The organism is Leucobacter muris (assembly GCF_004028235.1).
In the GTDB taxonomy this organism is placed as follows: domain Bacteria; phylum Actinomycetota; class Actinomycetes; order Actinomycetales; family Microbacteriaceae; genus Leucobacter; species Leucobacter muris.
In genome coordinates this window covers 2,215,555-2,239,264 of record NZ_CP035037.1, presented here as the reverse complement: position 1 = coordinate 2,239,264, position 23,710 = coordinate 2,215,555, and the positions used below count along the sequence as shown (strand labels likewise).

At 71.4% G+C, this 23,710-nt stretch carries 18 protein-coding genes, 1 tRNA gene and 2 pseudogenes; 14 read left to right on the top strand and 7 right to left on the bottom strand.

Annotated elements, in window-relative coordinates; translation table 11 throughout:
* Positions 1–128 precede the first annotated feature (128 nt).
* From Leucomu_RS10420 to Leucomu_RS10400, 6 genes and pseudogenes are all read left to right on the top strand, one after another.
* A pseudogene (locus Leucomu_RS10420) lies at positions 129–1,016 on the top strand (ABC transporter substrate-binding protein); the annotation flags it as partial.
* A gap of 226 nt (positions 1,017–1,242) precedes the next feature.
* Positions 1,243–3,087: a siderophore-interacting protein gene (locus Leucomu_RS10415; RefSeq protein ID WP_128387184.1), complete on the top strand. Its 1,845-nt coding sequence runs from the start codon at positions 1,243–1,245 to the stop codon at positions 3,085–3,087.
* The gene (locus Leucomu_RS10410; RefSeq protein WP_128387183.1) at positions 3,084–4,130 is read left to right on the top strand and encodes a FecCD family ABC transporter permease; all 1,047 of its coding nucleotides are present in this window, start codon (positions 3,084–3,086) and stop codon (positions 4,128–4,130) included. Before Leucomu_RS10415 ends, Leucomu_RS10410 begins: the two co-directional genes overlap by 4 nt.
* Positions 4,127–4,480, top strand: a pseudogene (locus Leucomu_RS15965) (iron chelate uptake ABC transporter family permease subunit); the annotation flags it as partial. The gene Leucomu_RS10410 and the pseudogene Leucomu_RS15965, both read left to right, overlap by 4 nt.
* 88 nt (positions 4,481–4,568) lie before the next feature.
* Positions 4,569–5,171 carry a FecCD family ABC transporter permease gene (locus tag Leucomu_RS15735; RefSeq protein WP_323368321.1) on the top strand — a complete coding sequence of 201 codons (603 nt, stop codon included), beginning with the start codon at positions 4,569–4,571 and terminating at the stop codon, positions 5,169–5,171.
* Complete coding sequence (locus tag Leucomu_RS10400) at positions 5,168–5,959, top strand: ABC transporter ATP-binding protein (protein WP_128387182.1); 792 nt, start codon at positions 5,168–5,170, stop codon at positions 5,957–5,959. The genes Leucomu_RS15735 and Leucomu_RS10400 overlap by 4 nt, the downstream gene beginning before the upstream one ends.
* Positions 5,960–6,008: 49 nt before the next feature.
* On the opposite strand, the gene Leucomu_RS10395 is transcribed toward Leucomu_RS10400, so the two are convergent.
* Entirely contained in the window at positions 6,009–6,464 is a 456-nt protein-coding gene (locus Leucomu_RS10395) for an SIP domain-containing protein (RefSeq protein WP_128387181.1), read from the bottom strand.
* A gap of 137 nt (positions 6,465–6,601) precedes the next feature.
* Here Leucomu_RS10395 and Leucomu_RS10390 point away from each other — a divergent pair, with 137 nt between their 5' ends.
* Positions 6,602–8,428 (top strand): ABC-F family ATP-binding cassette domain-containing protein, encoded by a 1,827-nt coding sequence (locus tag Leucomu_RS10390; protein WP_128387180.1) that lies wholly within the window; start codon positions 6,602–6,604, stop codon positions 8,426–8,428.
* A gap of 66 nt (positions 8,429–8,494) precedes the next feature.
* Here the strand turns inward: Leucomu_RS10390 and Leucomu_RS10385 are convergent, their stop codons facing one another.
* A complete protein-coding gene (locus Leucomu_RS10385; protein ID WP_128387179.1) occupies positions 8,495–9,244 on the bottom strand; it encodes an ABC transporter permease in 750 nt (249 codons plus the stop codon).
* Between the two features lie 331 nt (positions 9,245–9,575).
* Between Leucomu_RS10385 and Leucomu_RS10380 the strand changes: the two genes are divergently transcribed.
* Positions 9,576–10,226, top strand: coding sequence for a VOC family protein (locus Leucomu_RS10380; protein ID WP_128387178.1), 651 nt, complete (start codon positions 9,576–9,578; stop codon positions 10,224–10,226).
* A gap of 106 nt (positions 10,227–10,332) precedes the next feature.
* On the opposite strand, the gene Leucomu_RS10375 is transcribed toward Leucomu_RS10380, so the two are convergent.
* Positions 10,333–11,016: a TetR/AcrR family transcriptional regulator gene (locus Leucomu_RS10375; RefSeq protein ID WP_128387177.1), complete on the bottom strand. Its 684-nt coding sequence runs from the start codon at positions 11,014–11,016 to the stop codon at positions 10,333–10,335.
* Between the two features lie 200 nt (positions 11,017–11,216).
* Between Leucomu_RS10375 and Leucomu_RS10370 the strand changes: the two genes are divergently transcribed.
* A complete protein-coding gene (locus Leucomu_RS10370; RefSeq protein WP_017883338.1) occupies positions 11,217–12,443 on the top strand; it encodes an acyl-CoA dehydrogenase family protein in 1,227 nt (408 codons plus the stop codon).
* Positions 12,444–12,469: 26 nt separating this feature from the next.
* On the opposite strand, the gene Leucomu_RS10365 is transcribed toward Leucomu_RS10370, so the two are convergent.
* Positions 12,470–13,921, bottom strand: a complete 1,452-nt coding sequence (locus tag Leucomu_RS10365) for an amino acid permease (protein ID WP_128387176.1) — start codon at positions 13,919–13,921, stop codon at positions 12,470–12,472.
* Positions 13,922–13,957: 36 nt separating this feature from the next.
* On the bottom strand, positions 13,958–14,638 hold the full coding sequence (locus tag Leucomu_RS10360; RefSeq protein ID WP_128387175.1) for a TetR/AcrR family transcriptional regulator: 681 nt from the start codon (positions 14,636–14,638) through the stop codon (positions 13,958–13,960).
* Positions 14,639–14,777: 139 nt separating this feature from the next.
* On the opposite strand from Leucomu_RS10360, the gene Leucomu_RS10355 reads away from it, so the two are divergent.
* The gene (locus Leucomu_RS10355) at positions 14,778–16,484 is read left to right on the top strand and encodes an amidase (protein WP_128387174.1); all 1,707 of its coding nucleotides are present in this window, start codon (positions 14,778–14,780) and stop codon (positions 16,482–16,484) included.
* 133 nt (positions 16,485–16,617) lie between these two features.
* Here the strand turns inward: Leucomu_RS10355 and Leucomu_RS10350 are convergent, their stop codons facing one another.
* Complete coding sequence (locus Leucomu_RS10350; protein WP_128387173.1) at positions 16,618–17,154, bottom strand: MarR family winged helix-turn-helix transcriptional regulator; 537 nt, start codon at positions 17,152–17,154, stop codon at positions 16,618–16,620.
* 162 nt (positions 17,155–17,316) lie between these two features.
* On the opposite strand from Leucomu_RS10350, the gene Leucomu_RS10345 reads away from it, so the two are divergent.
* The 3 genes from Leucomu_RS10345 (at position 17,317) to Leucomu_RS10335 (ending at position 20,085) form a co-directional block, all read left to right on the top strand.
* A tRNA-Gln gene (locus Leucomu_RS10345) sits at positions 17,317–17,388 on the top strand.
* Positions 17,389–17,650: 262 nt separating this feature from the next.
* The gene (gene glmU / locus Leucomu_RS10340) at positions 17,651–19,102 is read left to right on the top strand and encodes a bifunctional UDP-N-acetylglucosamine diphosphorylase/glucosamine-1-phosphate N-acetyltransferase GlmU (RefSeq protein ID WP_128387172.1); all 1,452 of its coding nucleotides are present in this window, start codon (positions 17,651–17,653) and stop codon (positions 19,100–19,102) included.
* A gap of 5 nt (positions 19,103–19,107) precedes the next feature.
* Positions 19,108–20,085, top strand: coding sequence for a ribose-phosphate diphosphokinase (locus Leucomu_RS10335; protein WP_128387171.1), 978 nt, complete (start codon positions 19,108–19,110; stop codon positions 20,083–20,085).
* Between the two features lie 120 nt (positions 20,086–20,205).
* Here the strand turns inward: Leucomu_RS10335 and Leucomu_RS10330 are convergent, their stop codons facing one another.
* Positions 20,206–21,744, bottom strand: coding sequence for an APC family permease (locus Leucomu_RS10330; RefSeq protein ID WP_128387170.1), 1,539 nt, complete (start codon positions 21,742–21,744; stop codon positions 20,206–20,208).
* Positions 21,745–22,174: 430 nt separating this feature from the next.
* On the opposite strand from Leucomu_RS10330, the gene Leucomu_RS10325 reads away from it, so the two are divergent.
* Positions 22,175–23,668, top strand: coding sequence for an APC family permease (locus tag Leucomu_RS10325; protein WP_128387169.1), 1,494 nt, complete (start codon positions 22,175–22,177; stop codon positions 23,666–23,668).
* The last annotated feature ends 42 nt before the right edge of the window (positions 23,669–23,710 follow it).

The following is a 23,710-nucleotide window of genomic DNA, read 5'->3' as shown; positions in this document are numbered from 1 at the left end:
CGTTCGGCGGGCTCCCCAATAGTCTGATTAAGGTAAGTGTTGCCTTACCAAGCCAGAATTTTACCGTACATCGGATCTTCGCCGCGATCGTCGCGGCGAAGAATCCCCGCCCTTTGAAGAGAGCCTCCATGCCACTGCGGTCACGAACCTCCGCCTCCCTCTCCGCCCTCGCCGCGCTCTTCATCGGCGCCTCGCTGGTGCTCACCGGCTGCTCGTCGGGAACGGCGGAGGCGCCCTCCGCAGCCGCCTCCGAGGAGCAGAGCGCGCAAGAGCGGGTAGTGCAGACCGAGCAGGGCGAAATCACCGTGCCGGCAGAGCCCCAGCGGGTCGTCGTGCTCAACTACGCCCTCGCGGGCTACCTCTACGACCTCGACGTGCCCGTCGTCGCGACCACCTCCGAAGACTTCGACTACGATCCGGCGTTCTCCGAACTCTGGGGCGACGCCCCCGAGCAGCACGGCACCGAGTTCATCACCTGGGGCATGGACGGCTTCGACCTCGAGGCGATTCTCGAACTGGAACCCGACCTCATCCTCGCCGGCGGGCTCGGCCTGCCGAACGGCCTCGCGACGAAGGCCTACGACCAGCTCTCGCAGATCGCGCCCACCGTCATCGTCGGCAAAGACCTCGACACCTGGCAGCAGCAGTACTCGTTCATCGCGGGCGACGTGCTCGGCCGCGACGACGACTACGACCGCGCCGTCGCGGAGTACGACAAGCGCGTCGCCGAGGTGAAGGACGCCATCACTGTTCCCGCCGTCCCCGTCGCGGTGCTCACCGTCACGGCCGAGGGCACGCCCTACCTGCTCTTCGAAGACAGCGGTCTGCCCCACACCCTCGGCGAGCTGGGCTTCACCCCGGCACCGCTCGTCGAGCAGCACAGCCTCGAACCGTACAACCCCGGAGGCGACATGGCCGAGCTCTCGACCGAGCAGGCCGGGCAGATCCTCGCCGACGTGCCCGCGCTCTTCATCACCGGCTTCAACTCCGACACCACCGACGTCGCCACGCTGCAGCAGCAGCCGATCTGGGCCGGCACCACGGCGTTCTCGACCGGCAACGCCTACGACCTGCCGTACTGGACGGTGCGCGGCGACTACGACGAGGCCATGGCCCTGCTCGACATCATCGAGCAGCAGTTCTCCTGCTCCGAGGCTCCCGATAGCACACCACACCCTGGTGGTCCACCCGCTCGTCCTGCGCCAGGCGTGGGTCGAGCGGGTGGTCGACGTCACCCCGCGCATGCGCCGCGTCACTCTGACCGGCGAGCAGCTCGGCGCCTTCACGACCGGAGGCGTCGAACTGCCCGCGTTCGCGAGCCCGGCGTTCGACGACCACGTCAAACTGATCTTCGCGTCCGACGGCGACGTGGGCTCCGTGCTGCCGTTGCAGCTGCCCCACGGCATCGAGTGGGAGCCCTCGGAGACGCGGCAGGGGCGCGACTACACGCCCCGGCGCTACGACCCCGGAGCCCGTGAGCTCGACCTCGACTTCGTGCTGCACGGCGAGGGGCCGGCCGCCTCCTGGGCGCGCGACGCCCGGCCCGGCGACGAGCTCTGGTTCGCCGGGCCGAAATCGTCGACGGTCGTTCCCGCAGACGTCGACTGGGTGCTGCTGGCGGGCGACGAGACCGCGCTGCCGGCGATCGCCCGCTTCTTCGAGGAGCGCCCGGTCGCCGCGCCCGTGCGCGCCGTCGTCGTGTTGAGCGACGCCGAGGCCAGGCAGGAGCTCGCAGTCGGCCAGGCGGACGCGGTGGAGTGGGTGGTCGCGGACGCGGGCGACGAGACCGCGCTCGCCGCGGCCGTCGAGCGGGTCGAGCCGCTGCCCGGCACCCCCTACGTCTGGGCCGCCGCCGAGAGCCGGTCGCTGCTCGCCGTGCGCCGCCGCGCGCGGGCGCTCGGGGCCCCGAAGAGCCACGTCAACATCACCGGGTACTGGCACCTGCGCGATGAGGAGGACCGCAGCGGCGACGCCGCGCCCGGAGGCGCCGCCGCGGGTGCGCCCGGCGTCTCCGTCGGGCTGCCCTCGCCGCCCGTCGAGTGGTTCGCCGTGCGCGCCGCGCTGCGCCTCGGGCTCCTCGACGCGGTCGCCGACGGCGCGCTCGGGATCGGCGCGCTCGCCGCCCGGCTCGGCGTCGGGGCCGCATCGCTGCGAGTGCTCGCCGACGCGCTGACCGCCGGCGGGATCCTCGCGATCGAGGGCGGAGAGGGAACCGCGGGCGGGTCCGAAGACGGTGAAGCGGCCGGTGCGGCCCGCGCCGGCGAGGACGCGAGGATCGGTCTCGGCCGGCTCGGGGAGGAGCTCGTGGAGGACGAGCACGCGCGCGAGCGGTTCGACGGGATGGCCGCGGATCAGGTACTCGCGCTCGCCGCGCTGCCCGAGGCCATGACCGGGGGCGGCCCCGCCTGGCGGATCGCGCACCGCAGCACTCTGCGGCAGACGGTGGTGGCCGACGCCGACGAGTATGCGGAGCTCGTCGAGCACGCCGAGGGCGCGGCGTCGGTGTTCACCGGTCTGCCCGCTTCGCCGGTGTGGCGCGGGCACCGACGCATCGCCGTGACCGGCCCGGGCGCGCTCGCGGTCGCCGAGGCGCTGCGAGCGACCGTCGACGCCCCGCTCACCGTGGTCGAGGAGCCTGGCCCGCTCGGGGTGCTGCGGGAGGCCGCGGGCGAGGATCCCGACGTGACCTTCTCCGCGAACTGGGACGGGCACGAGCTGGCCGTCGCCGCGCTCGCGCTCGCCCACCGCACCGACGGAGAGGCGCGCGAGCTGCTCGCACAGCTGCGCGAGGCGGCGCCCGCGGCCGTGCTCGTCGAGCAGCTCACGCCCGACGGCCTCAGCCCCGCGAGCCGCGCCCACGGCGCCCTGGTCGATCTCGGCACGCTCGGCGACCCGCCCCGCACGGCCGAGACGGTGCTGAGCCTCGCAGCCGAGGCCGGCTGGCGCGTCGCCGCCCGCCGCAAGCTCGGCTGGGGCGTCGAAGCCGTCGAACTCGTCGGAACGGAGCCGTCGCCCGCCTGTGGCGGAGCCGAGCCCGCGCGGGGCGCCGATCCCGAGCGCGCCGTCGGCCCCGCCCCCGAGTCGTGACCCGCGCGCTCGCACCCGCGCCGCTCGTGTGCGGCGCCGCTCCGGCCCGGCGCCGCAGCCGCCCCCTGTGGCTCGCGGCGTCGCTGCTGCTGCTCGCGGCGACCTGCATCGCGAGCCTCGCCGTCGGCTCGGCGCAGCTCTCGCCCGCCACGGTGTGGGAGGCGCTCACGGCTCCCGACGGCAGCATCGACCACGTCACGATCGTGACGCTGCGGGTGCCCCGCACGGTGCTGGGCGTGCTCGTCGGCGCGGCGCTCGCGGTCTCGGGCGCGCTCATCCAGGGGCTCACCCGCAACCCGCTCGCCGATCCCGGCATCCTCGGCGTCAACGCGGGGGCCGGGTTCGCGATCTCGGTGGGCGTGGCCGTGCTCGGGGTCACGCGCATCCAGGACTACCTCTGGCTCGGGTTCGTCGGCGCCGTCGTCGCCGCCGCCCTCGTCTACGGCATCGCCTCGCGCGGCGCCGGGGGAGCGACCCCCGTCAGGCTCACGCTCGTCGGCATCGCGCTGGGGGCCGTCTTCATGGGGGTGTCGCAGACGCTCGCGCTGCTCAGCACGCAGACCTTCGACCGGATGCGGTTCTGGGGCGCCGGCACCATCGCCGACCGGCCCGCGGGCACCATCGAGACGATCTGGCCGGTGATCGTGATCGGCCTGCTGCTCGCCTGCACCACCGCGCGCGGCATGAACGCGCTCGCCCTCGGCGACGACCTCGCGCGCTCCGTCGGCACCCGCATCGAGGTCACGCGGGGCGCCGGGCTCGTGGCCATCACCCTGCTCTGCGGCGCGGCGACCGCGGCGGCCGGCCCCATCGGCTTCGTGGGGCTCATGATCCCGCACGCCGTGCGCTTCGTCACCGGCCCCGACCAGCGGTGGATCCTGCCCTTCTCCCTGACGCTCGGGCCCGTCCTCGTGCTCGCCTCCGACATCCTCGGCCGCCTCATCGTCTGGCCCGCCGAGCTGCAGGTCGGGGTGGTCACCGCCTTCATCGGCGCTCCGGTGCTGATCGCGCTCGTGCGCCGCACCCGGGTGGGCGCGCTGTGAACCGCGAGCTGGTGCTGCGCGCCGGGCCCCTCACGCGGCGCACCACGGCCCGCGCCATCGCCGTGCGAGCCCTGCTCCTCGCGCTCGTGATCGCCTGCGGGCTCACCGCGCTCGCCGTCGGATCCCGGCCCCTCGACCTGGGCCAGGTGCTCGCCGCCCTCGCTCCCGGCGCCGAGGGCCTCGACCGCATGGTGGTCGTCGAGTGGCGCGCCCCGCGCGCGGCCGCGGCGATGCTCTTCGGCGCGTGCCTCGGGCTCAGCGGCGCGATCTTCCAGTCGCTCACCCGCAACCCGCTCGGCAGCCCCGACATCGTCGGTCTCAACACGGGCGCCTACACCGGCGTCGTCGCCGTGCTCATGCTCGGCGGCACGGGCTTCGCGGCGCAGGCGGGCGGCGCGCTTCTCGGGGGGGGGGGGGGGGGGGCTCGGCGCGGCCGCGATCATCTACCTGCTCGCCTTCAGGCGCGGTCTGAGCGGGTTCCGGCTCATCATCGTGGGCATCGCGGTGTCGGCGATCCTGTCGTCGGTGAACACCTGGTTCAGCGTGAAGGCCGAACTGGGCCTCGCCGTGCAGGTCGCGGTGTGGGGCGCGGGCAGCCTGGCCGGCGTCGAGTGGCCGGTCGTCGTGGCGGCGCTCGCGGTCGCGGTGCCGCTGCTGCTGCTCATGCCGACGGTCGGCCGACGCCTGCGCCAGCTCGAACTCGGCGACGACGCGGCGGCCTCGCTCGGTCTCGCGGTCGAGCGCAGCAAGGTGCTCGTGGTGGTCGCGGGCGTGGCCCTGACCGCGGTCGTCACGGCGGTGGCGGGACCCGTCGCGTTCATCGCCCTCGCGGCGCCCCCGATCGCCGCGCGGCTCACCGGCCGCACCGGCTCCTCGGACCTGCTCGGCGCCGCGCTCGTCGGCTCGCTGCTGCTCGCCGGCGCCGACCTCATCGCCCAGCACGCGGTGCCGGGCGCCACCCTGCCGGTGGGGGCCGTCACCGTCTGCATCGGCGGCGGCTACCTCGTCTGGCTCCTCTTTCGCGAAAGCGGTCGTTCATGAACCCATCACCCTCCCCGCTCGTCGCGTCGGGCGTGCGCGGCGGCTACGACCGCCGGATCGTGCTCGACGGCGTCGACGTCGAGATCCCCGACGGATCGTTCACCGCCATCATCGGGCCCAACGCCTGCGGCAAGTCGACGCTGCTGCGCGTGCTGGCGCGGTTGCTGAAGCCCAGGGACGGAGCGGTGCTGCTCGACGGCGCCGACATCCGCGACCTCTCGGCGAAGCAGCTCGCCCGCCGGCTCGGGCTGCTGCCGCAGACGCCGATCGCTCCCGACGGCATCACCGTCGCCGACCTCGTCGGGCGCGGGCGGCACCCGCACCAGAGCCTGCTCTCGCAGTGGAGCCGCGGCGACGAGGAGGCCGTCGCGCGGGCGATGGCGGCCACCCGGGTGAGCGAACTCGCCGAGCGGCAGATCAGCGAGCTCTCGGGCGGGCAGCGCCAGCGGGTCTGGATCGCGATGGCGCTCGCCCAGCAGACGGGCCTGCTGCTGCTCGACGAGCCGACCACCTACCTCGACATCACCTACCAGCTCGAGGTGCTCGAACTGCTCGAGCGGTTGCGGGGCGAGGGGCGCACGATCGTCGCCGTGCTGCACGACCTCAACCAGGCCGCGCGCTACGCCGACCATCTCATCGCGATGCGGGACGGAGCGATCCTCGCGCAGGGCGCGCCGGGCGAGCTGCTGACGGTCGAGACCGTCGAGCGCGTGTTCGGGCTGCGGTCGCGCATCATCGCGGATCCCGACACGGGGTCGCCGATCGTGCTGCCGCGGTCCGCGGTGTAGGGGAGGCGGCGGGCGGCGCCCGGGGCGATCCGGCCCGCCGGCGCGGCAGCTATCGGGACATCTCGCCCGACCACAGCTGGTCGACCTCGGCTTCGACGCGGCGCCAGAAGCTGCGCATGACGGAGCTGGAGCGCGCGCCCATCCAGAGCATGAAGTGCCAGGAGTGCGGATCGGCGCGGATCCACTCGGAGAGCCACGCGTCGACGGCGTCGGCGAGGGTCTGACCCCGGGGCACGCCGATGCCGGGTCGGGTGCTCGGGCGGCGCTCCTCGCGGCACAGCCACGTCACCCCGACGTGGTGCGGCGTATCGAGCGGTTGGATCTGGAACGGTGTGAAGACCTCGATGAAGATCTGGCCGTAGTTGTGGCGGGGCAGGGAGGCGCACCAGGCCCGCAGCTCCGGCAGGTCGCTGATGTCGCCCGCTGCGAGCACGCAGTCGATGTGGCCGTGATCGTGATCGGCGTGCGTGCGGGGGTCGGTCGTCGCGGAGTCGTCGGGGTCCATGCCTGCAATATTAGGCAACACTTCTCTTCATCTGATGAATGTGGAGCGGATCCTCAGGTGCTGCCGCGACGGCGTCCCAGCTCCGAGTTCCCAGCGCACAGCCCCGGCGACGAGGCGCTCACTAGACTGGACGGGTTATGGCTCATCTGCTGGGGGCCGAGGCCCTGCACCTCGAAGTTCCGACCAAGACCGTGTTCGACTCGGTGACGCTCGGCGTCGCCGAGGGCGACCGCATCGGCATCGTCGGCCGAAACGGAGACGGCAAATCGAGCCTGCTCATGATGCTGGCCGGGCGCCGCGAGCCCGACGGCGGCCAGGTGACCGTGCGCAGCGGCACCACCATCGGCGTGCTCGACCAGGCCGACGTCTTCGACGCGGGCGAGACGGTCGGTCACGCGATCGTGGGGGAGCGGCCCGAATACGAGTGGGCCGGCGACCCGCGAACGCGCGACGTGATCGCGGGGCTCGTGGGCGACCTCGACTGGGAAGCGCCGCTCGACGCGCTCTCGGGCGGCCAGCGCCGCCGCGTCGCCCTGGCACGGCTGCTGGTCGGCGACTACGAGATCCTCTTCCTCGACGAGCCCACCAACCACCTCGACGTCGAGGGCATCGCCTGGCTCGCCGATCACCTGAAGCGCCGATGGCCCAGAGACCAGGGCGCGCTGCTCGTCGTCACCCACGACCGCTGGTTCCTCGACGAGGTGTGCACCGCCACCTGGGAGGTGCACGACCGCATCGTCGAACCGTTCGAGGGCGGGTACGCCGCGTACATCCTGCAGCGGGTGGAGCGGGATCGCCAGGCCGCGGCCATCGAGCAGAAACGGCAGAACCTCGCCCGCAAGGAGCTGGCGTGGCTGCGCCGGGGCGCTCCCGCGCGCACCTCGAAGCCGAAGTTCCGCATCGACGCCGCGAACGAACTCATCGCCGACGTGCCCGAGATCCGCGACCGCGTCTCGCTGCAGTCGATGGCCGTGCAGCGCCTCGGCAAGGAGGTCGTGAACCTGCACGACGCGGGCGTCTCCTACGGCGACCGCATGATCCTCGAAGACGTCGAGTGGCTGCTCGCCCCCGGCGAGCGCACGGGCATCCTGGGCGTCAACGGCGCGGGCAAGTCGACGCTGCTCGGGCTCATCTCGGGCGACGTCGAGCCCACCTCCGGTCGGGTGAAGCGCGGCAAGACCGTGAAGGTCGCCACCCTCACCCAGCGCCTCGACGAACTCGAGGAGCACCTGAACGAGCCGGTGCGGGTGGTCATCGCCCGTCTGCGCACGAGCTTCACCGTGGGCAGCGGGTCGAAGGCCCAGGAGCTCACGCCGGGTCAGATGCTCGAGCGCATGGGCTTCACGAGCGCGCAGCTGTCGACCCCGGTGAAGGATCTGTCGGGCGGGCAGAAGCGGCGGCTGCAGCTGCTGCTGATCCTGCTCGACCAGCCGAACGTGCTGATCCTCGACGAGCCGACCAACGACCTCGACACCGACATGCTCGCGGCGATGGAGGATCTGCTCGACTCGTGGCCCGGCACGCTCATCGTGGTGTCGCACGACCGGTACTTCCTGGAGCGCGTCACCGACCAGCAGTACGCGATTCTCGACCGGCGGCTGCGGCACCTGCCCGGCGGGGTGGATCAGTACCTCGAGCTGCGTGCAGCGCAGGATCGCGCGAGATCCTCGGCTCCGACGAGCTCGGCCGGCGGCGCTTCGCCCCCTGAGCCCGTTCGCGGGCAGGAGGCGCCCGCCCTCTCGGGCGCCGAGCGCCGCGCCGCCGAGAAGGAGCTGTCGGCGGTCGAGCGCAAGATGGAGCGGCTGCAGGCCGACATCGCGAAGTCGCGCGACGGTCTCGCCGACCTCGACCAGACCGACTACCAGCTGCTCAACGTCGAGATGGCGAAGATCACCGCGTTCGAGGACGAGGTCGCGCAGCTCGAGGAGCGCTGGCTCGAACTCGGCGAGCAGCTCGACTCCTAGCCGCGTCGCCGACCGGTCGGACGGTCCGCGCTCGCCGGATCCGCCGGTGTCGCCGAATCGCTCGGATCAGCGATGCGGCAGCGGGCGCTGATGCACCGGGGCGAGGCCTCGGGCCACGATGACCGCGGTGATGGCGCCCGCCGCCAGGATCCCGGCGAGCACGACGATCTGGAAGCGGCCCGCGTCGATCGGGTCGAGGCCCCCGAAGATCGCCCCGATGAAGGCGCCGGGCAGCGCGACGAGCCCCGTCGTTCTGGTCTGGTCGGTCGAGGGCACGAGTGCCTCGCCGATGGCCCGCCTCGCGAACCCGGCGGTCGCCTGCCGCGGTGCGGCGCCGAGCGCGAACCATCCCTCGACCTCGTCCCAGTGCTGGTCGATGCGCTCGTGCACATGACGCGCCGCGAGGGTCGCCACCGTCATCGCGTTGCCGATCAGAATGCCGCCCAGCGCGAGGAGGTAGCGCGGCGCGAGTTCGACCGCGCCCGTCGCGAAGATGACGGCCAGCGTCATCGACACGCCCGCGAGCATGCCCGAGGCGATGATCCCGAAGCTGCGCCACGTCCACGCGACGCGACGGGCGCTCGTCACCGACGCGACGGTGAACATCACCGCGAGCGCGACCGTTACCCAGAGCGGATCGCCGATCGCACCCGTCAGCACGATGCTCAGCGCGGCGAGCTGCAGGCCGCCGCGCAGCACCGCGACCGCCGGAGCCCACCAGCCGGTCACTCCCGCGGTGCGCAGCACGACGGCGCCGAGTGCGACGAGCACCGCGATCCCGGCGATCGTCGGGATCAGGGCGTCGGGGTCAGGCATCGGCGGGGGAGCGGATCGCGGACGGTCACACGCCCATCGAAGGCGGGATGCGGCACTCCTCCCACCGAGAGTATGCCTCCGCGGCGAGACCACCCCGTGCGGGCGGTGCCGCGCCCGTCCTCTGGTCGCGGAGGCCTCCTCTCGGGCCGGCCGCTTCTGCGGCATCCTTCCGGCGGCCTTTACGGAGTGTGACGGGGGCCGTTCCGGTCGCCTCGCGTCTGTGGTGGACTCTGCTCAGGGCCCGGCCGGGCCCTCCGATCCGGCGCACCCCGCGAGCGCACCCGCGAGCGCAGCCCGAGGCCGGAACGACCCGAGCATCGGAAGGCACCCCATGAGCATCCCTCGACTGCTGGACCACGTCGTCATCGCCGGCCCCGACCTCGCCTCGCTCGTCTCCTGGTTCGCCGAGCGCACCGGCGTCGTGGCAGTGCGGGGAGGGGCCCACCCCACGGGCACGGCCAACGCGCTCGTCGCGCTGACGATCGGCGGAGCGCGCGGCCCGCAGTACCTCGAGCTCATCGGCCCCGACCCGGTGCGCGCGGGGGAGGCACCGCCCGCGACGTTCGGGATCGACGCCCTGCAGAGCCCGAGCGTGCGCGCCTACTCGGTGCACCCCGACGACATCGACGCGACGGTCGCCGCCGCGCGCGACCGGGGCTACGACCCCGGAGACGTTCGGGATCTCTCCCGGCGCACCCCGGGCGGCGAACTGCTGGAGTGGCGACTCACGGGTACCGGGGAGGATCGACTCGACACGCCCTTCCTCATCGATTGGGGATCGACGCCGCAGCCGGGACTGGGGGACATCCCGTCGATCGAGCTGGTCTCGCTGGTGCGGGTCGAGCCCGATCCCGAGCCCCTGCGCGAGTTAACGGCCGCACTCGGCCTCGGCGACGGCGCGGCGCAGATCGTCGCGGGCGATCGGCCGGGCTATCGGCTGGAGCTGCGCCGAGCGGACGGCGCGGTCGTCACCCTCTTCTGAGGCGCGGACCGGCCTGCCGGAGCCTCGGCGGATCCCCGCCCCGGCCCCCGTGGCGGGAGGCCGGTCGTGTCGGTCGCCCGAGCCCCGAGGCGCCGGCGCGCCCGACTCAGCGGCTCTCGCGACCGAGCTGCGCGGCGACCGCGCCCAGCACGGCGTCGGCCGATCCGGAGGCGTCGTAGACCGCGACCAGCACCCGCTGCCGATCTCCCTCGTCCGAGAGCCAGCGCTCGTAGAGCGCCACGAGCCGGTGCAGATCCCGGGTGACGGCCCGCGGGGCGTCGGCGATCCGATCCCGAAGCCAGTCGCGCAGCGTCGCGTTGTGCACCGCCACGAGCGACGCGGCCAGGGCCGGCGCCACCCAGCCGGGCGTCGCGGGCTGCTGCACTCGGCGGATGTAGCGCGCGAAGACGCGCTCGTAGCGGTGCGTGATCACTAGCTCGCGGTCGCGCAGCGCCGGGGTGTCGTGCATCAGCTCGAAGCGCAGCCGGGCGGCCTCGGGGTCGCGCACCAGCAGGCGCAGCACGTCGGCCGTGCCCTCGACCAGGGCCTCGCCCGGGTCGAGGTCGGTGGCGCCGAGGAACCCCTCGAGCTGGGCGAGCGCGTGGTCGTGGTCGGCGAAGATCACGTCGTCCTTGCTGCCGAAGCGGCGGAAGAACGTGCTGCGACTCATGCCGACCGCGTCGGCCAGGTCGCCGGCCGTCGTCGCCTCGTAGCCCTGCTCGGCGAGACGGCGGATGGCGGCGACCGAGCTCTGCTGATCGGCTGGCGCGGGCGGGGGCTTCGCTGGCATACGCCGACGGTATCACGTTTTCGCCGAGCTGGTACTGGGTTTCATTCGTTGGATCTGATAGCCGGCGCCAGTGCGCAGGCCTCTATCGAGCGAATGGGATCTTGACATGAGACGGAGTCTCAGACATGCTCGAATCACGCGCCGTACCGTCGCCTCCTCCGCAGCGACCCCCAACCCCGGCGGCGCAGGGAGGACCCGCAATGTCGCAGAACAGCACGTCGCCCGTGGCGCTCGGAACGCAGGAGCCCGAGTACGACCTCTGGCAGCCGCTCGATCCCGATGTCGCCGGAGTGTTCCGCGGCATCTCGGCCGAAGACCTCGCCTACCGCGACCGTGCGCGCGAATTCGTGCAGAACGAGGTGCGCCCGGTGATCGCCGGCATCTGGGACCGCGCCGAGTACCCGCTCGACCTCGCGAAACGTCTCGGAGACCTCGACCTGCTGCGCGACGGAGTCGACGTCGCGGGCTTCCCCGAGCAGAGCCTGCTCGCCGCGAGCCTCACCACCATGGAGCTGTCGCGCGGCGACGGGTCGATCGCCACGATCGTGGGGGTGCAGGGCGGTCTCGCGATGCGCTCCATCGCGGAGTGCGGCTCCGATGAGCAGCGGCGGCACTGGCTCGAGCCCATGGCCCGCGGCCTCGAACTCGGAGCCTTCGCGCTGACGGAGCCCACGCACGGATCCGACTCCGTGAGCCTCGAGACCCGCGCCGAGTCGAGTGACGACGGCTACGTCATCACGGGCCACAAGAAGTGGATCGGCTCGGGCAGCGTGGGGCGCATCGCCGTCGTGTGGGCGCGCGGCGATGACGGCCAGGTGCAGGGCTTCATCGTGCCGCAGGACGCCCCCGGCTACCGCGCCACCACCATCGAGGGCAAGATGTCGCTGCGCGCCATCTGGCAGGCGCACATCGAGCTCGACGGCGTGCGCGTGCCCGCCGGGGCGAAGCTGCCCGGCGCGCGCAGCTTCAAGGACACGGCCCGCGTGCTGCAGGCCACCCGTCTCGGCGTCGCCTGGGGTGCGCTCGGCCAGGCGACGGCGGTCTACGAGACCGCCGTGCACTACGCGAAGCAGCGCGTGCAGTTCGGGCGTCCCCTCGCAGCCTCGCAGATCGTGCAGTCGCGCCTCGCCCAGATGCTCTCGCAGCTCACCGGGCTGCAGACGCTGCTCATGTCGCTGACCCGTGCGGAGGAGCGGGGCGAGCTGTCGGGGCCCGGCGCGTCGCTCGGCAAGTACACCGCCACCCGCACCGCCCGCGAGATGGTCGCGAACGCGCGCGACCTGCTGGGCGGCAACGGCATCCTGCTCGAGAACCGCGCGGGCCGGCACTTCGCCGACATCGAGGCGCTGCACACCTACGAGGGCACCGAGACCGTGCAGGCGCTCATCATCGGCCGCGACATCACGGGCGTCTCGGCCTTCGCCTGATCCTCGGCGCGGATCGGCGACCGCGCTCAGCCTCCGTGCCGGGCGCCGTCGCCGAGCTCGGGCAGTTCGACGGGGGCGGTGAGCGGACGGCCCTCCCGGATCAGGCGGCGCTTCGTCACGCTCCACATCGCGCCGAGCACGATGAACCAGATCGGGGTGAACAGCAGCGGCAGACGCGTGTCCTCGGCGAGCGCCAGCGTGACGAGGATGAACGCGAAGAAGACGAGCACCGCCCACGGCACGATCCGGGGCAGCGGCGTCTTGAACGACGACCCCGCGTGCCGCTCGGGGTGCTTGCGCAGGTACTGGATGAAACTGATGGCGATCATGCTCCAGATGAAGAGGATGAACGTCGATGCGACCGAGGTGACGAAGGTGAACGCCTCGATCACGCTCTCGCCGAGCAGCAGGATCGGCACCGCCGAGAACACGAACACCGCCGAGAAGAAGACCGCGCGCCGCGGCACGCCCCGGCTGTCGGTGAGGGCGAAGCGCGACGGCGCGTGCCCGTCGTGGGCGAGGGCGTGCATCATGCGGGTGCCCGAGTAGAAGCCGGAGTTCGCGCTCGACGCGGCCGAGGTGAGCACCACGAGGTTGATCGCGAAGGCCGCCGCGCCGAAGCCCGCGTAGGCGAACGTCGTCACGAAGGGGCTGCGGTCGGGGTCGAGCTTGTCCCAGGGGGTGATCGCCATGATCACGGTGAGTGCGCCGATGTAGAAGATGAGCACGCGCACCACGATGGAGTTGATCGCGCGCGGCAGGTTGCGGTGGGGATCCTTCGTCTCGGCCGCGGCCGTTCCGACGAGCTCGACGCCGATGAACGAGAAGATGCCGAGCTGGAAGCCGAGCAGGAAGCTGCTCGCCCCGAAGGGGAAGAGGCCGCCGTGGTCCCAGAGGTGGGCGAGCGACGAGCGGGTGCCGGTGTCGGGGTTCTCGAAGCCGGTGACGAGCAGCACGATGCCCGTCGCGATGAGCGCGAGGATCGCCACGATCTTGATGATCGAGAACCAGAACTCGAACTCGCCGAAGAACCTCACGGGCTGCAGGTTGAGCACGGTGAGCACGGCGGCGGTGATGAGCGCCGGCACCCAGGCCGGAATGGAGGCGTTGATGTAGGAGACGTAGCTGGTGATGGCGATGATGTCGGCCACGCAGATGACCACCCAGGTGAGCCAGTAGGTCCACGAGACGAAGTAGCCGGCCCACGGCCCGATGAGATCCTTCGCGATGTCGCCGAAGGTCTTGTAGTTCAGGTTCGACAGCAGCAGCTCGCCGAGGGCGCGCATGAGGAAGAACATCATGCAGCCGATCACCGCGTAGATGAAGAGCACCGAGGGCCCGGTGAGGCTGATGACCTTGCCCGACCCGAGGAACAGCCCGGTGCCGATGGCTCCGCCGATCGCGATGAGCTGGAGATGCCGGTTCGAGAGGCCTCGTTGGAGCTCTTCGTGCGGCGCCTGGGCGGCGGTCTCGGTCATGTCGTCCTTTCATCGGGCGGGTTCGCCCGACCGAGTCTAACCCCGGCCGGGGCCGGTCGCGGGCGGGACGGGGTCGGCGGCGGCGGAGGCCGCGGAGCCGGTTTCGGCGCCGGGCGGGGCGCCAGCCGCGATGAGCGGCCGCAGCGCCGCCCGGACGGCTCGCTGGGCCTCCTCGGCCGTGAGCTGGCCCGTGAGCCAGCGGCCGGAGAGCCCCTCGACGAGGGAGGTCAGGATCAGCGCGGCCTCGTCGGGGTCGGTGCGCGGCGCCGCCTCGGCGAGCAGCCGCCGCACGGCGCGCTGCCAGTCCGAGGTGGATCGGGCGACGGCCGCGGCCCGCGCCTCGTCGAAGACGGCTGCGGCCCGCAGCTCGTTCCACGCCGTCGATCCGGCGCGCACCTGCGGCTCATCGCCGAACTCCGAGCACAGCAGTGCCGCGAGGCGATCCTCCGCGCTGCTCGCATCCCCCTCGGGGAGCGCGCCCGCCCCGGCGGTCGCGGCTCCGCCCGCCCCCGCGGCCGCGCGCCGCGCCGCGCTCTCGTTCACGTGATCGAGGGCGGCCTGCAGCAGCCCGTCGCGGTCGCCGAAGTGGTACGAGAGCAGCCCGATCGAGACCCCGGCCTCGCGCGCGACGTCGCCCATGCGGAAGCCGCGCAGCCCGCCCCGCGCGATCACGCGCTCGCACGCCTCGATGATGCGCTCGCGGGCGTCGTTCCCCATGCCGCCCCCTTTTCGCCGCGCGGGCGGACGGGGTCACTTGACACCCGGCCGCTCAGAACTGAAACTATTTTCAGGATACGGCGCACCGCCGACCGTGGCAATGCCCCCTTTCGGGGCAGCAGCAGAGAGACGAGGATCCATGAGCGACCGCACCGAAGCGTTCGAGCTGATCGAGGCGAGCATCGACGACGTGCTCGGAGCGCTGCGCCGCGGCGAGATCACGAGCACCTGGCTCACCGGGCGGTACCTCGCCCGCATCGAGGCCTACGACCGGGGCGAGGACGGCCTGAACGCGATCGTCGTGCCCAACCCCGAGGCGCTGCAGCAGGCCGCCGAGTCGGACCGCCGGTACGCCGCGGGCGAGGCGCGCCCGCTCGAGGGCGTGCCGTTCACCGTGAAAGACTCGTACATGGTCGAGGGCCTCACCGTCGCCTCGGGGTCGCCGGCGTTCGAACACCTCGTCGCGCAGTGGGACGCGTTCTCGGTCGCGAAGCTGCGCGAGGCCGGGGCGGTGCTGATCGGCAAGACGAACATGCCCCCGATGGCCGACGGCGGCATGCAGCGCGGGGTCTACGGCCGCGCCGAGAGCCCCTACAACCGCGACTATCTCGCCGCGGCCTACGCCTCGGGCTCCTCGAACGGGTCGGGCGTCTCCACCGCAGCCAACCTCGCCGTGTTCGGCATGGGAGAGGAGACGGTGTCGAGCGGCCGCAGCCCCGCCTCGAACAACGGACTGTGCGCCTACACGCCGAGCTGGGGCCTGCTCTCGATCCGGGGCAACTGGCCTCTGTTCCCCGCCCGCGACGTGGTGGTGCCGCACACCCGCTCGATGCCCGACATGCTGCGCGTGCTCGACGTGCTCGTGCAGGACGACCCCGTCACCCGGGGCGACTTCTGGCGCAACCAGAGCGTCGTCGCCCTGCCGAAGCCGAGCGAGCACCGCCCCGCCTCGTACCTCGACATCGCCGACCCCGCAGCACTCGCGGGCAAGCGCTTCGCGGTGCCGAAGATGTACCTCGGCGAGGATCCGGACTTCCCGATCGCGGTGCGCCCCGCCGTGCTCGAGCTCTTCGACCGGGCGAGGGCCCGCCTCGAGTCGCTCGGAGCCGAGCTCGTGGAGACCGGCTTCCCGCTCATCGAGCAGTACGAGGGCGATCGCCCCGGGCAGGAGAATGTCGGCGCGCTCGGCGTGCTGCCCGAGGGATGGATGGACACCGAGTTCACCGACTTCCTCGCCTTCGGGTGGGACGACTTCCTGAAGGCGAACGGCGACGCTGCGATCCCCGAGCTCGCGGTGGTGGATCCGGACCGGATCTTCCCGCAGCCCCCCGGCACGCTGCCCGACCGCTACGAAGAGGTCGAGGACTACGAGAACCGCTACCGCGAGACCGTGGCCTACGCGAAGCGCGGCATCCCGGATCCGCGCGAGCGCGCCGACTTCGCCGGCGGGCTGCGCGCTCTCGTGCAGCTGCGCGAGGATCTCTTCGAGCGCTGGCTCGACGAGAACGGCTTCGACGGAGTGGTCTTCCCGGCGAACGCCGACGTCGCCCGCGAGAACGCCGAGCGCGACATGGAGGCCGCCGACCACGCCTGGTCGAACGGCGTGTTCTTCTCGAACGGCAACTACGCGCTGCGCCACCTCGGCATCCCGAGCGTGACCGTCGCGATGGGCGTGATGAGCGACATCGGTATGCCGGTCGGCCTCACCTTCGCCGGAGCCGCCTACAGCGATCCCGCTCTGCTCGGTTACGCCGCCGCGTTCGAGGGCGGAGAATCCGGCACCCTGCGCCGGCCCCCAGCATCGACGCCGGCGCTGCCCGAGGATCGGGTGCTGCCCGGCGCCTGAGCCCGCCTGCTGAGCCCGCGACGCTCCGACTCCGCCGAGCCCCGAGTCGGCGGCCCCGAGGCCGCCGACGGGCGGGCGCAGCGCCGTGCTGTTCGGCGGGGCCGGGGGCGAACGGATCGCGCGAGCGATCCGACTAGTCGGTCTGGGGGAGCGTGATCGGCCCGGTCACGGGTTCGAAACGGTCGACGCTGAGTGCGAGTCTGCGCAGCAGCACCGACAGCCGCTCGCGCTCCGAGCGGGCGAGGCCGCCGAGCAGGCGCTCCTCGGCGTCGCTGAGCCGGGTCATGGCCGCATCGACGAGCGTGAGCCCGTGGGGCGTCATCTCGACGAGCACGCCGCGGCCGTCGTTCGGGTCGGTGAGCCGGCGCACGAGGTCGCGCTCGACCATGCGGTCGATGCGGTTCGTCATCGTGCCGCTCGACACCATCGTCTGCTGCACGAGCACCTTGGGGCTCTGCTTGAAGGGCTCGCCGCCCCGGCGCAGCACGGCGAGCACGTCGAACTCCCACGAGGCCAGCCCCGACCGCTCGAAGGCGTGCGCGCGGGCCCGGTCGAGGTGCTTCGTGACGCGCCACAGCCGGGAGAAGATCGCGAGCGGCGCGAGATCGAGATCCGGCCGCGCGCGGGTCCAGTCTGCGATGATGCGGTCGACCTCGTCCTCGTGCTTCATCTCTCCATTATCCGGGTTCGGGCGCCGAGCTTCGAGATCGGGGTCGCTTTTGGTCGCGTGTCTCCGGGTCGCGCGACGAGAAGCGACCCCGATCCGGAATGCGGGGCGGGCGCGGGAGCCCCGGCGATCTGGCAGACTTGTACGGTGCCGTTCGCGGCGCGGTCCGCCTTGGTGTAATGGCAGCACGACAGCCTTTGGAGCTGTGAGGTCTAGGTTCGAACCCTAGGGGCGGAGCGGGGTTTCGATGCGTAGCATTGAAACGCCGCTCCGCCCTGCGCTCACAAGCGCAGGCAGGGATGCAGTGAAGCGAAGCTTCTCTGTGTGTCGGGAGCGGGGTTTCGATGCGTAGCATCGAATGCCCGCTCCGCCTGCGCTCACCGGTGCAGGCGGAGATGAGTGAAGCGAAGCTTCTCCGTGCGGGGAGCGGGCCCACTCGGAAACCGCGCCGAAGGGTGCTGATCCGGGACCAGTTCGACACCGGGTAGGAAACCATCACATGTCAGACCGTCACATAGCCGTCGTCATCCTCGCCGCGGGGCAGGGCACGCGCATGAAGTCGTCGCTGCCGAAGGTGCTGCACCGCATCGGTGGCCGCTCGCTCATCGCGCACGTGCTCGACACCGCGGCCGGCCTGTCGCCGCAGCGGGTGCTCGCCGTGGTGCGGCACGACCGGGACCGGGTGGCTGAGGCGATCCTCGATCACGCGCCCGACACCGTGATCGTGGATCAGGACGCGATCCCGGGAACGGGGCGCGCCGTCGAGCAGGCGCTCGCCGCCCTGCCCGACGACTTCGAGGGCTCGGTCGTGGTGCTGTCCGGCGACGTGCCCCTCATCGACACGGCCACGCTCGACCGCCTCGTGCGCGGGCACCTCGAGGGCGGCCGTGCGATGACGATGCTCTCGGCGATCTTCGACAATCCGACGGGTCTCGGCCGCATCCTGCGCGACGCGGGCGGCTCGGTGACGGGCATCGTCGAGGAGAAGGACGCGAGCGAGTCGCAGCGCCGCATCACGGAGATCAACGGCGGCATCTACGTGTTCGCGCGTCGCGCGCTCGAGTCGGCGCTCGCGCAGATCGACACGAACAACGCGCAGGGCGAGAAGTACCTCACCGACGCCGCGGCCCGCATCCTGTCGGGCGGCGGAGCGGTCGAGGCGGTCGCCACCGACGACCCGTGGATCATCGCCGGCGTCAACGACCGCGCGCAGCTCTCCGATGCCGGCCGCGAGCTCAACCGCCGCATCGTGCGCGATCACCAGCGCAACGGGGTCACGATCCAGGATCCGGCCACCACCTGGATCGACGCCGATGTCTCGATCGAGGCCGACGCCGAGATCCTGCCGGGCACCTTCCTGCACGGGGCCACGACGATCTCGACGGGCGCCGTGATCGGCCCCGATACCACCCTCGTCGACTGCGAGGTGGGCGAGGGCGCGCGGATCCGCCGCAGCGAGGCCACGCTGGCGGTGTTCGGGCCCGCGGTGAGCGTGGGGCCGTTCTCGTACATCCGTCCCGGCACCGAGCTGGGCGCGGGCGGTAAGCTCGGCGCGTTCGTCGAGACCAAGAACGCGAGGATCGGCGACGGCAGCAAGGTGCCGCACCTCAGCTACGTGGGCGACGCCGTGATCGGCGACGACAGCAACGTGGGGGCGGGCACGATCTTCGCGAACTACGACGGCGTGCAGAAGCACCAGTCGGTCGTGGGCGACGGGGTGCGCATCGGCTCGAAGAACGTGCTGATCGCGCCCGTTACGATTGAGGATGGCACGTACACGGCTGCTGGCACGGTCGTGCGGAAGAACGTCCCCTCGGGGTCGCTGGCGCTCAGCGTGGCGCCGCAGCGCAACATCGAGGGGTGGGTAGCCGAGCATCGGCCCGGCACGAGCACCGCCCGAGCGGCGGAGCTCGCACAGGAATCGAAACGAGCAAAGGACAGCGGGAAGTAGCACCCATGAGCAAGATCGAGATGGCGGGGCAGAAGAAGCTCGTCCTCATCACGGGCCGGGCATACCCCGAGCTCGCCGAGCAGGTGGCCGCCGAGCTCGGCGCCGAGCTCGTTCCGACCGACGCGCGCACCTTCGCCAACGGCGAGCTGTACGCCCGATTCGACGAGAGCGTGCGCGGCGCCGACGCGTTCGTCATCCAGTCGCACACCAACCCCATCAACGAGTGGCTCATGGAGCAGCTCATCATGGTGGACGCGCTGAAGCGGGCCTCCGCGAAGCGCATCACCGTGGTGGCGCCCTTCTACCCCTACTCGCGCCAGGATAAGAAGGGCCGCGGCCGCGAACCCATCTCGGCGCGTCTCGTCGCCGACCTGTTCAAGGCCGCGGGCGCTGACCGCATCATGTCGGTCGATCTGCACGCACCGCAGATCCAGGGCTTCTTCGACGGCCCGGTGGATCACCTGTTCGCGATGCCGGTGCTGCTCGACCACTTCAAGCGCACGATCGACCGCGACGACCTCACGGTCGTGTCGCCCGATATGGGCCGCGTGCGCGTCGCCGACGTGTGGAGCGACAAGCTCGACGCGCCGCTCGCCATCATCCACAAGCGCCGCGATCCGATGGTGCCGAACCAGGTCTCGGTGCACGAGATCGTGGGCGAGGTGAAGGATCGCTGGTGCGTGGTGGTCGACGACATGATCGACACGGGCGGCACGATCGCGAAGGCGGCCGAGGCGCTGAAGGCGAACGGTGCGAAGGGTGTCACGATCGCCTGCACGCACGCGATCTTCTCGGGTCGCGCGACCGAGCACCTCTCGCAGGATTTCATCGACCAGGTGGTCGTGACCGACACGCTGCCCGTCGGCCCCGACAAGCAGTTCGACAAGCTGACCGTGCTGCCGATCGCCCCGCTCCTCGCGAAGGCGATCCACGAGGTCTTCGAGGACGGCTCGGTCACGAGCATGTTCGAGGGCGCGGCCTGAAGCACAACGCGCCAGCGTTTTGCCGGGCTGCGGTGCCGCCCACGGCGGCAGCCCACGGAGCGAAACGGGTGAGGGCCCGGGAGCGATGCTCCCGGGCCCTCACCCGTTTCGCGACTGCGGTCAGCTCTCGTCGACCACCTCGAGCACCTCGGTGCCGTAGGCGCCGGGCTCGGTGCCGTGGCCGATGCGCCGGTACACTTCGGGCTTGCTGGAGCGCAGCACGAGGCCCCACACGATGCCGATGATGCCGGCGGCGAAGATGAGGCCGGGCAGGATGAAGGTGGTGGCGTCGGGCTGCTCCTGGTCGAGCATCAGCTGGAAGTTGGCGAGGATCATCACGAACACCCAGAGCAGGGCGAGGCCGGAGACGACCGGTGCAATGACGGTCGTCCAGAGGCTCAGGCCTCGGCGATCCTTCCGGAAGAAGCCGATGACGGCGGCGGCGATGATCGCCATGAGCAGCACGAGCGCGGCGGCGCCCGTGTTGGTCAGCCAGGTGAACATGGTGAGCACCGGGTAGAGGAACGCCATCTCGCCGAACATGGACTCGGCGGCGCCGAACGCGTCGCCGACGAGCGCGAAGCCGGCCACCACGACGACCGCGATGACGGTCTGCGCGACGGAGCCGGCCCACGGGGCGCCGTGCTTGCTGGTGTGCGCGAACCACGCGGGCAGCACGCCCTCGCGACCGAGGGAGAAGAAGTAGCGCGCGACGGCGTTGTGGAACGACTGCAGCGCTGCGAAGAGGCTCGTGATGAACAGCAGGGTCATGATGTCGGCGAAGATGACGCTCGTGTGCTCTCCCATGAAGACGAACATGAGGTCGGGGCCGAAGGTCTGCGACTGCTCGACGACCTGCGAGGGCCCGATGCCCACGGAGAACGCCCACGCGCTGAGGGCGTAGAAGACGCCGATGATGGCGACGGCCGCGTAGGTGGCGCGGGGGACGGTGCGCTTCGGATCCTTCGCCTCTTCGCCGTAGATGGCGGCTCCCTCGAAGCCCATGAACGCGGCGACGCCGAAGACGAGGATGATGCCGAGCGCGGGGCCGAAGAGCTGGGAGGGGTCGAGGGTCGCGGTGGAGACGCCCTCGGGCGCGACGTTCAGCGAGACGATGTCGAAGACGATGACGACGAGGAACTCGAGGCCCACGAGCACGCCGAGCACCTTCGCGGAGAGGTCGACGCGGTTGACGCCGAGCACGCCGACGACGACGATGCAGAGCAGGATCCAGAGCCACCAGGGGGAGGCGAATCCGAACTTGGCCTCGAGGAACATGGAGAGCTGGAAGCCGAACAGGCCGTAGATGCCGACCTGCATGGCGTTGTAGGCGACGAGCGCGATGAGCGAGGCGCCCACGCCGAGGGGTCGGCCGAGGCCGCGCGAGATGTAGGCGTAGAAGGCGCCGGCGTTGGTGATGAAGCGCCCCATCGCGGTGTAGCCGACGGCGAAGACCGCCAGGATGACGGCGATGAGCACGAAGCCGAGGGGCACGCCGAGCGAGCCGGTCACGGCGAAGGATGTGGTGACGCCGCCTGCGACGACGGTGAGCGGTGCGGAGGCCGCGATGATCATGAAGGTGATGGCTGGAACGCCGAGCGTGCGGCGGCTGAGCCCCGCGTCCTGCGGGACTTCGGTGGGTGCTGCTGGGGCGGTCATGGGGTTTCCTCTCGGTGTGGCTGCGTTGCCGGTGCGCCGACGGTGGCGCCGGAGGCATGCTCGTGTTGAGTCTATGAATGGGCCGGGAGAGAGCGAAGGGCAAGGCTGTGCGGTGGGCGCACGGGGCTTGACGATGCGCGCAGGACTGTCCAAATGGATAGTGTCGGATCCCGCCGATTCCGGTCCAGCGGCATGTGCGGCAGCGCGGATCATCGCCGTTTTCTTGACTGTGAGCGCGAACCGGGCCCCGAGATCCCCGTGGAGGGGCGAGCCGTGTTATGAAGAGGGCACGGAAGCCCGCGGCGCGGTCGAGGAGGATCGCGCCGCCGGCTCCGCGGATCGCGGGCGATTCCGCGCCGCGCATCCGACGACGCACGAGAACCCCACCGAACACAGGCTCTCCCCGAGCGCGGACACAAGGAAGTCTCCCATGAACCACACCTCTCAGAATCAACTCGCGAGGAACAAGCTCGGCGTCTCGTCGATCGTGTTCCTCGTGCTCGCCGCGGTCGCCCCCGTCACGGTCGCGATCGTCGTGCTGCCGCTCGCGATCTCGTTCGGCAACGGCGGCGGCACCCCCATCGCGGTGGTCATCGTCGCGATCGCGCTGCTGCTCTTCGCGGTCGGCTACGCGCAGATGACGAAGGAGCTCACGAACGCGGGCGGCTTCTACGCCATCGCGGTCAAAGGCCTCGGCAGGGCCGCCGGCCTCACCACCGGCATCATCGCGACGATCGGCTACAACGTCTTCGTGGCCGGTGCGCTCGGCACGATCGGCTTCTTCACCGGTGCGGTGGCCCTGCCGATGATCTTCGGGATCGAGCTGCACTGGTACCTGTGCGGCTTCGTGCTGTGCGTCGTGGTCTTCCTGCTCGCGCGCTCCGGCATCCACGTCAGCGCCCTCGTGCTGGGCGTCGCGCTCGTGCTCGAGATTCTGCTCATCCTCGCCTTCGCGTTCTCGGTGCTCTTCACGACGGGCTTCGACATCCAGGCGATCACACTCGCGTTCAGCCCCGAGATCCTGGTGGGCGGCTCCGTCTGGATCGCGCTGCTGCTCGTCGCCACGGCCTTCATCGGGTTCGAGGCCACGGCGCTGTTCGGTGAGGAGGCGCGCGAGCCGCGCAAGACGATCCCGCGCGCGACCTACGTCGCGATCGTCCTCATCGGCGGGCTCCACGCGTTCGGCGCGTGGGCGATCGTGAGCGCGCTCGGCGTGTTCGACGCGCAGCAGACGGCGCTCGACCACCTCGACGGCGGCGACCTGACGCTCATGCTCATGGACCAGTACCTCGGCCCGGTGATGGGGATCGTCGCCATCGTGCTGCTCGTGGTCAGCCTGTTCGCGGCGCAGCTCGCGTTCCACAACTCGGCCGCCCGCTACCTCTACGCGCTCGGCAGAGCCCGTGTGCTGCCCCACTGGCTGGCGCAGACCAACGCGAAGGGTGCGCCCCAGCGCGGTCTCGCGGTGAACCTGGTCTTCGCGCTCGTGATCGCCGGCGTCTTCGCGATCTTCGTGGAGACCGACCCCGAGGGCAACCCGCTGCCCCCGGTGGCGACCCTGGTGCCGGTGGGTCTCGGCTTCGGCACGCTCTCGATCATGATCGTGCAGGCGATCGCCGCGCTCGCCGTGGTGGTGTACTTCCGGCGCAACCGCGATCCGCGCATCTGGAGCACCCTGATCGCCCCCGGCCTGGGCTTCCTCGCGCTGCTGCTCTTCAGCATCATGGCGATCGCGAACTTCGACCTCGTGGCGGGATCGAGCGCGCTGTACGTGCTCATGCTGCCGTGGGTGCTGGTGCTCGCGGTGGTGGGCGGCGTGCTCTACGCCGGGTACCTGAAGTCGAAGCGTCCCGAGACCTATGAGAGCCTCTCGCAGGATCTCGAGAACTTCGAGGAGCTGGAGGAGGCGGGTGCGCCCGAGTGAGGCGGTCGGGCCCGGCTCGACCCGAGCCCGCTCACCGGGTGC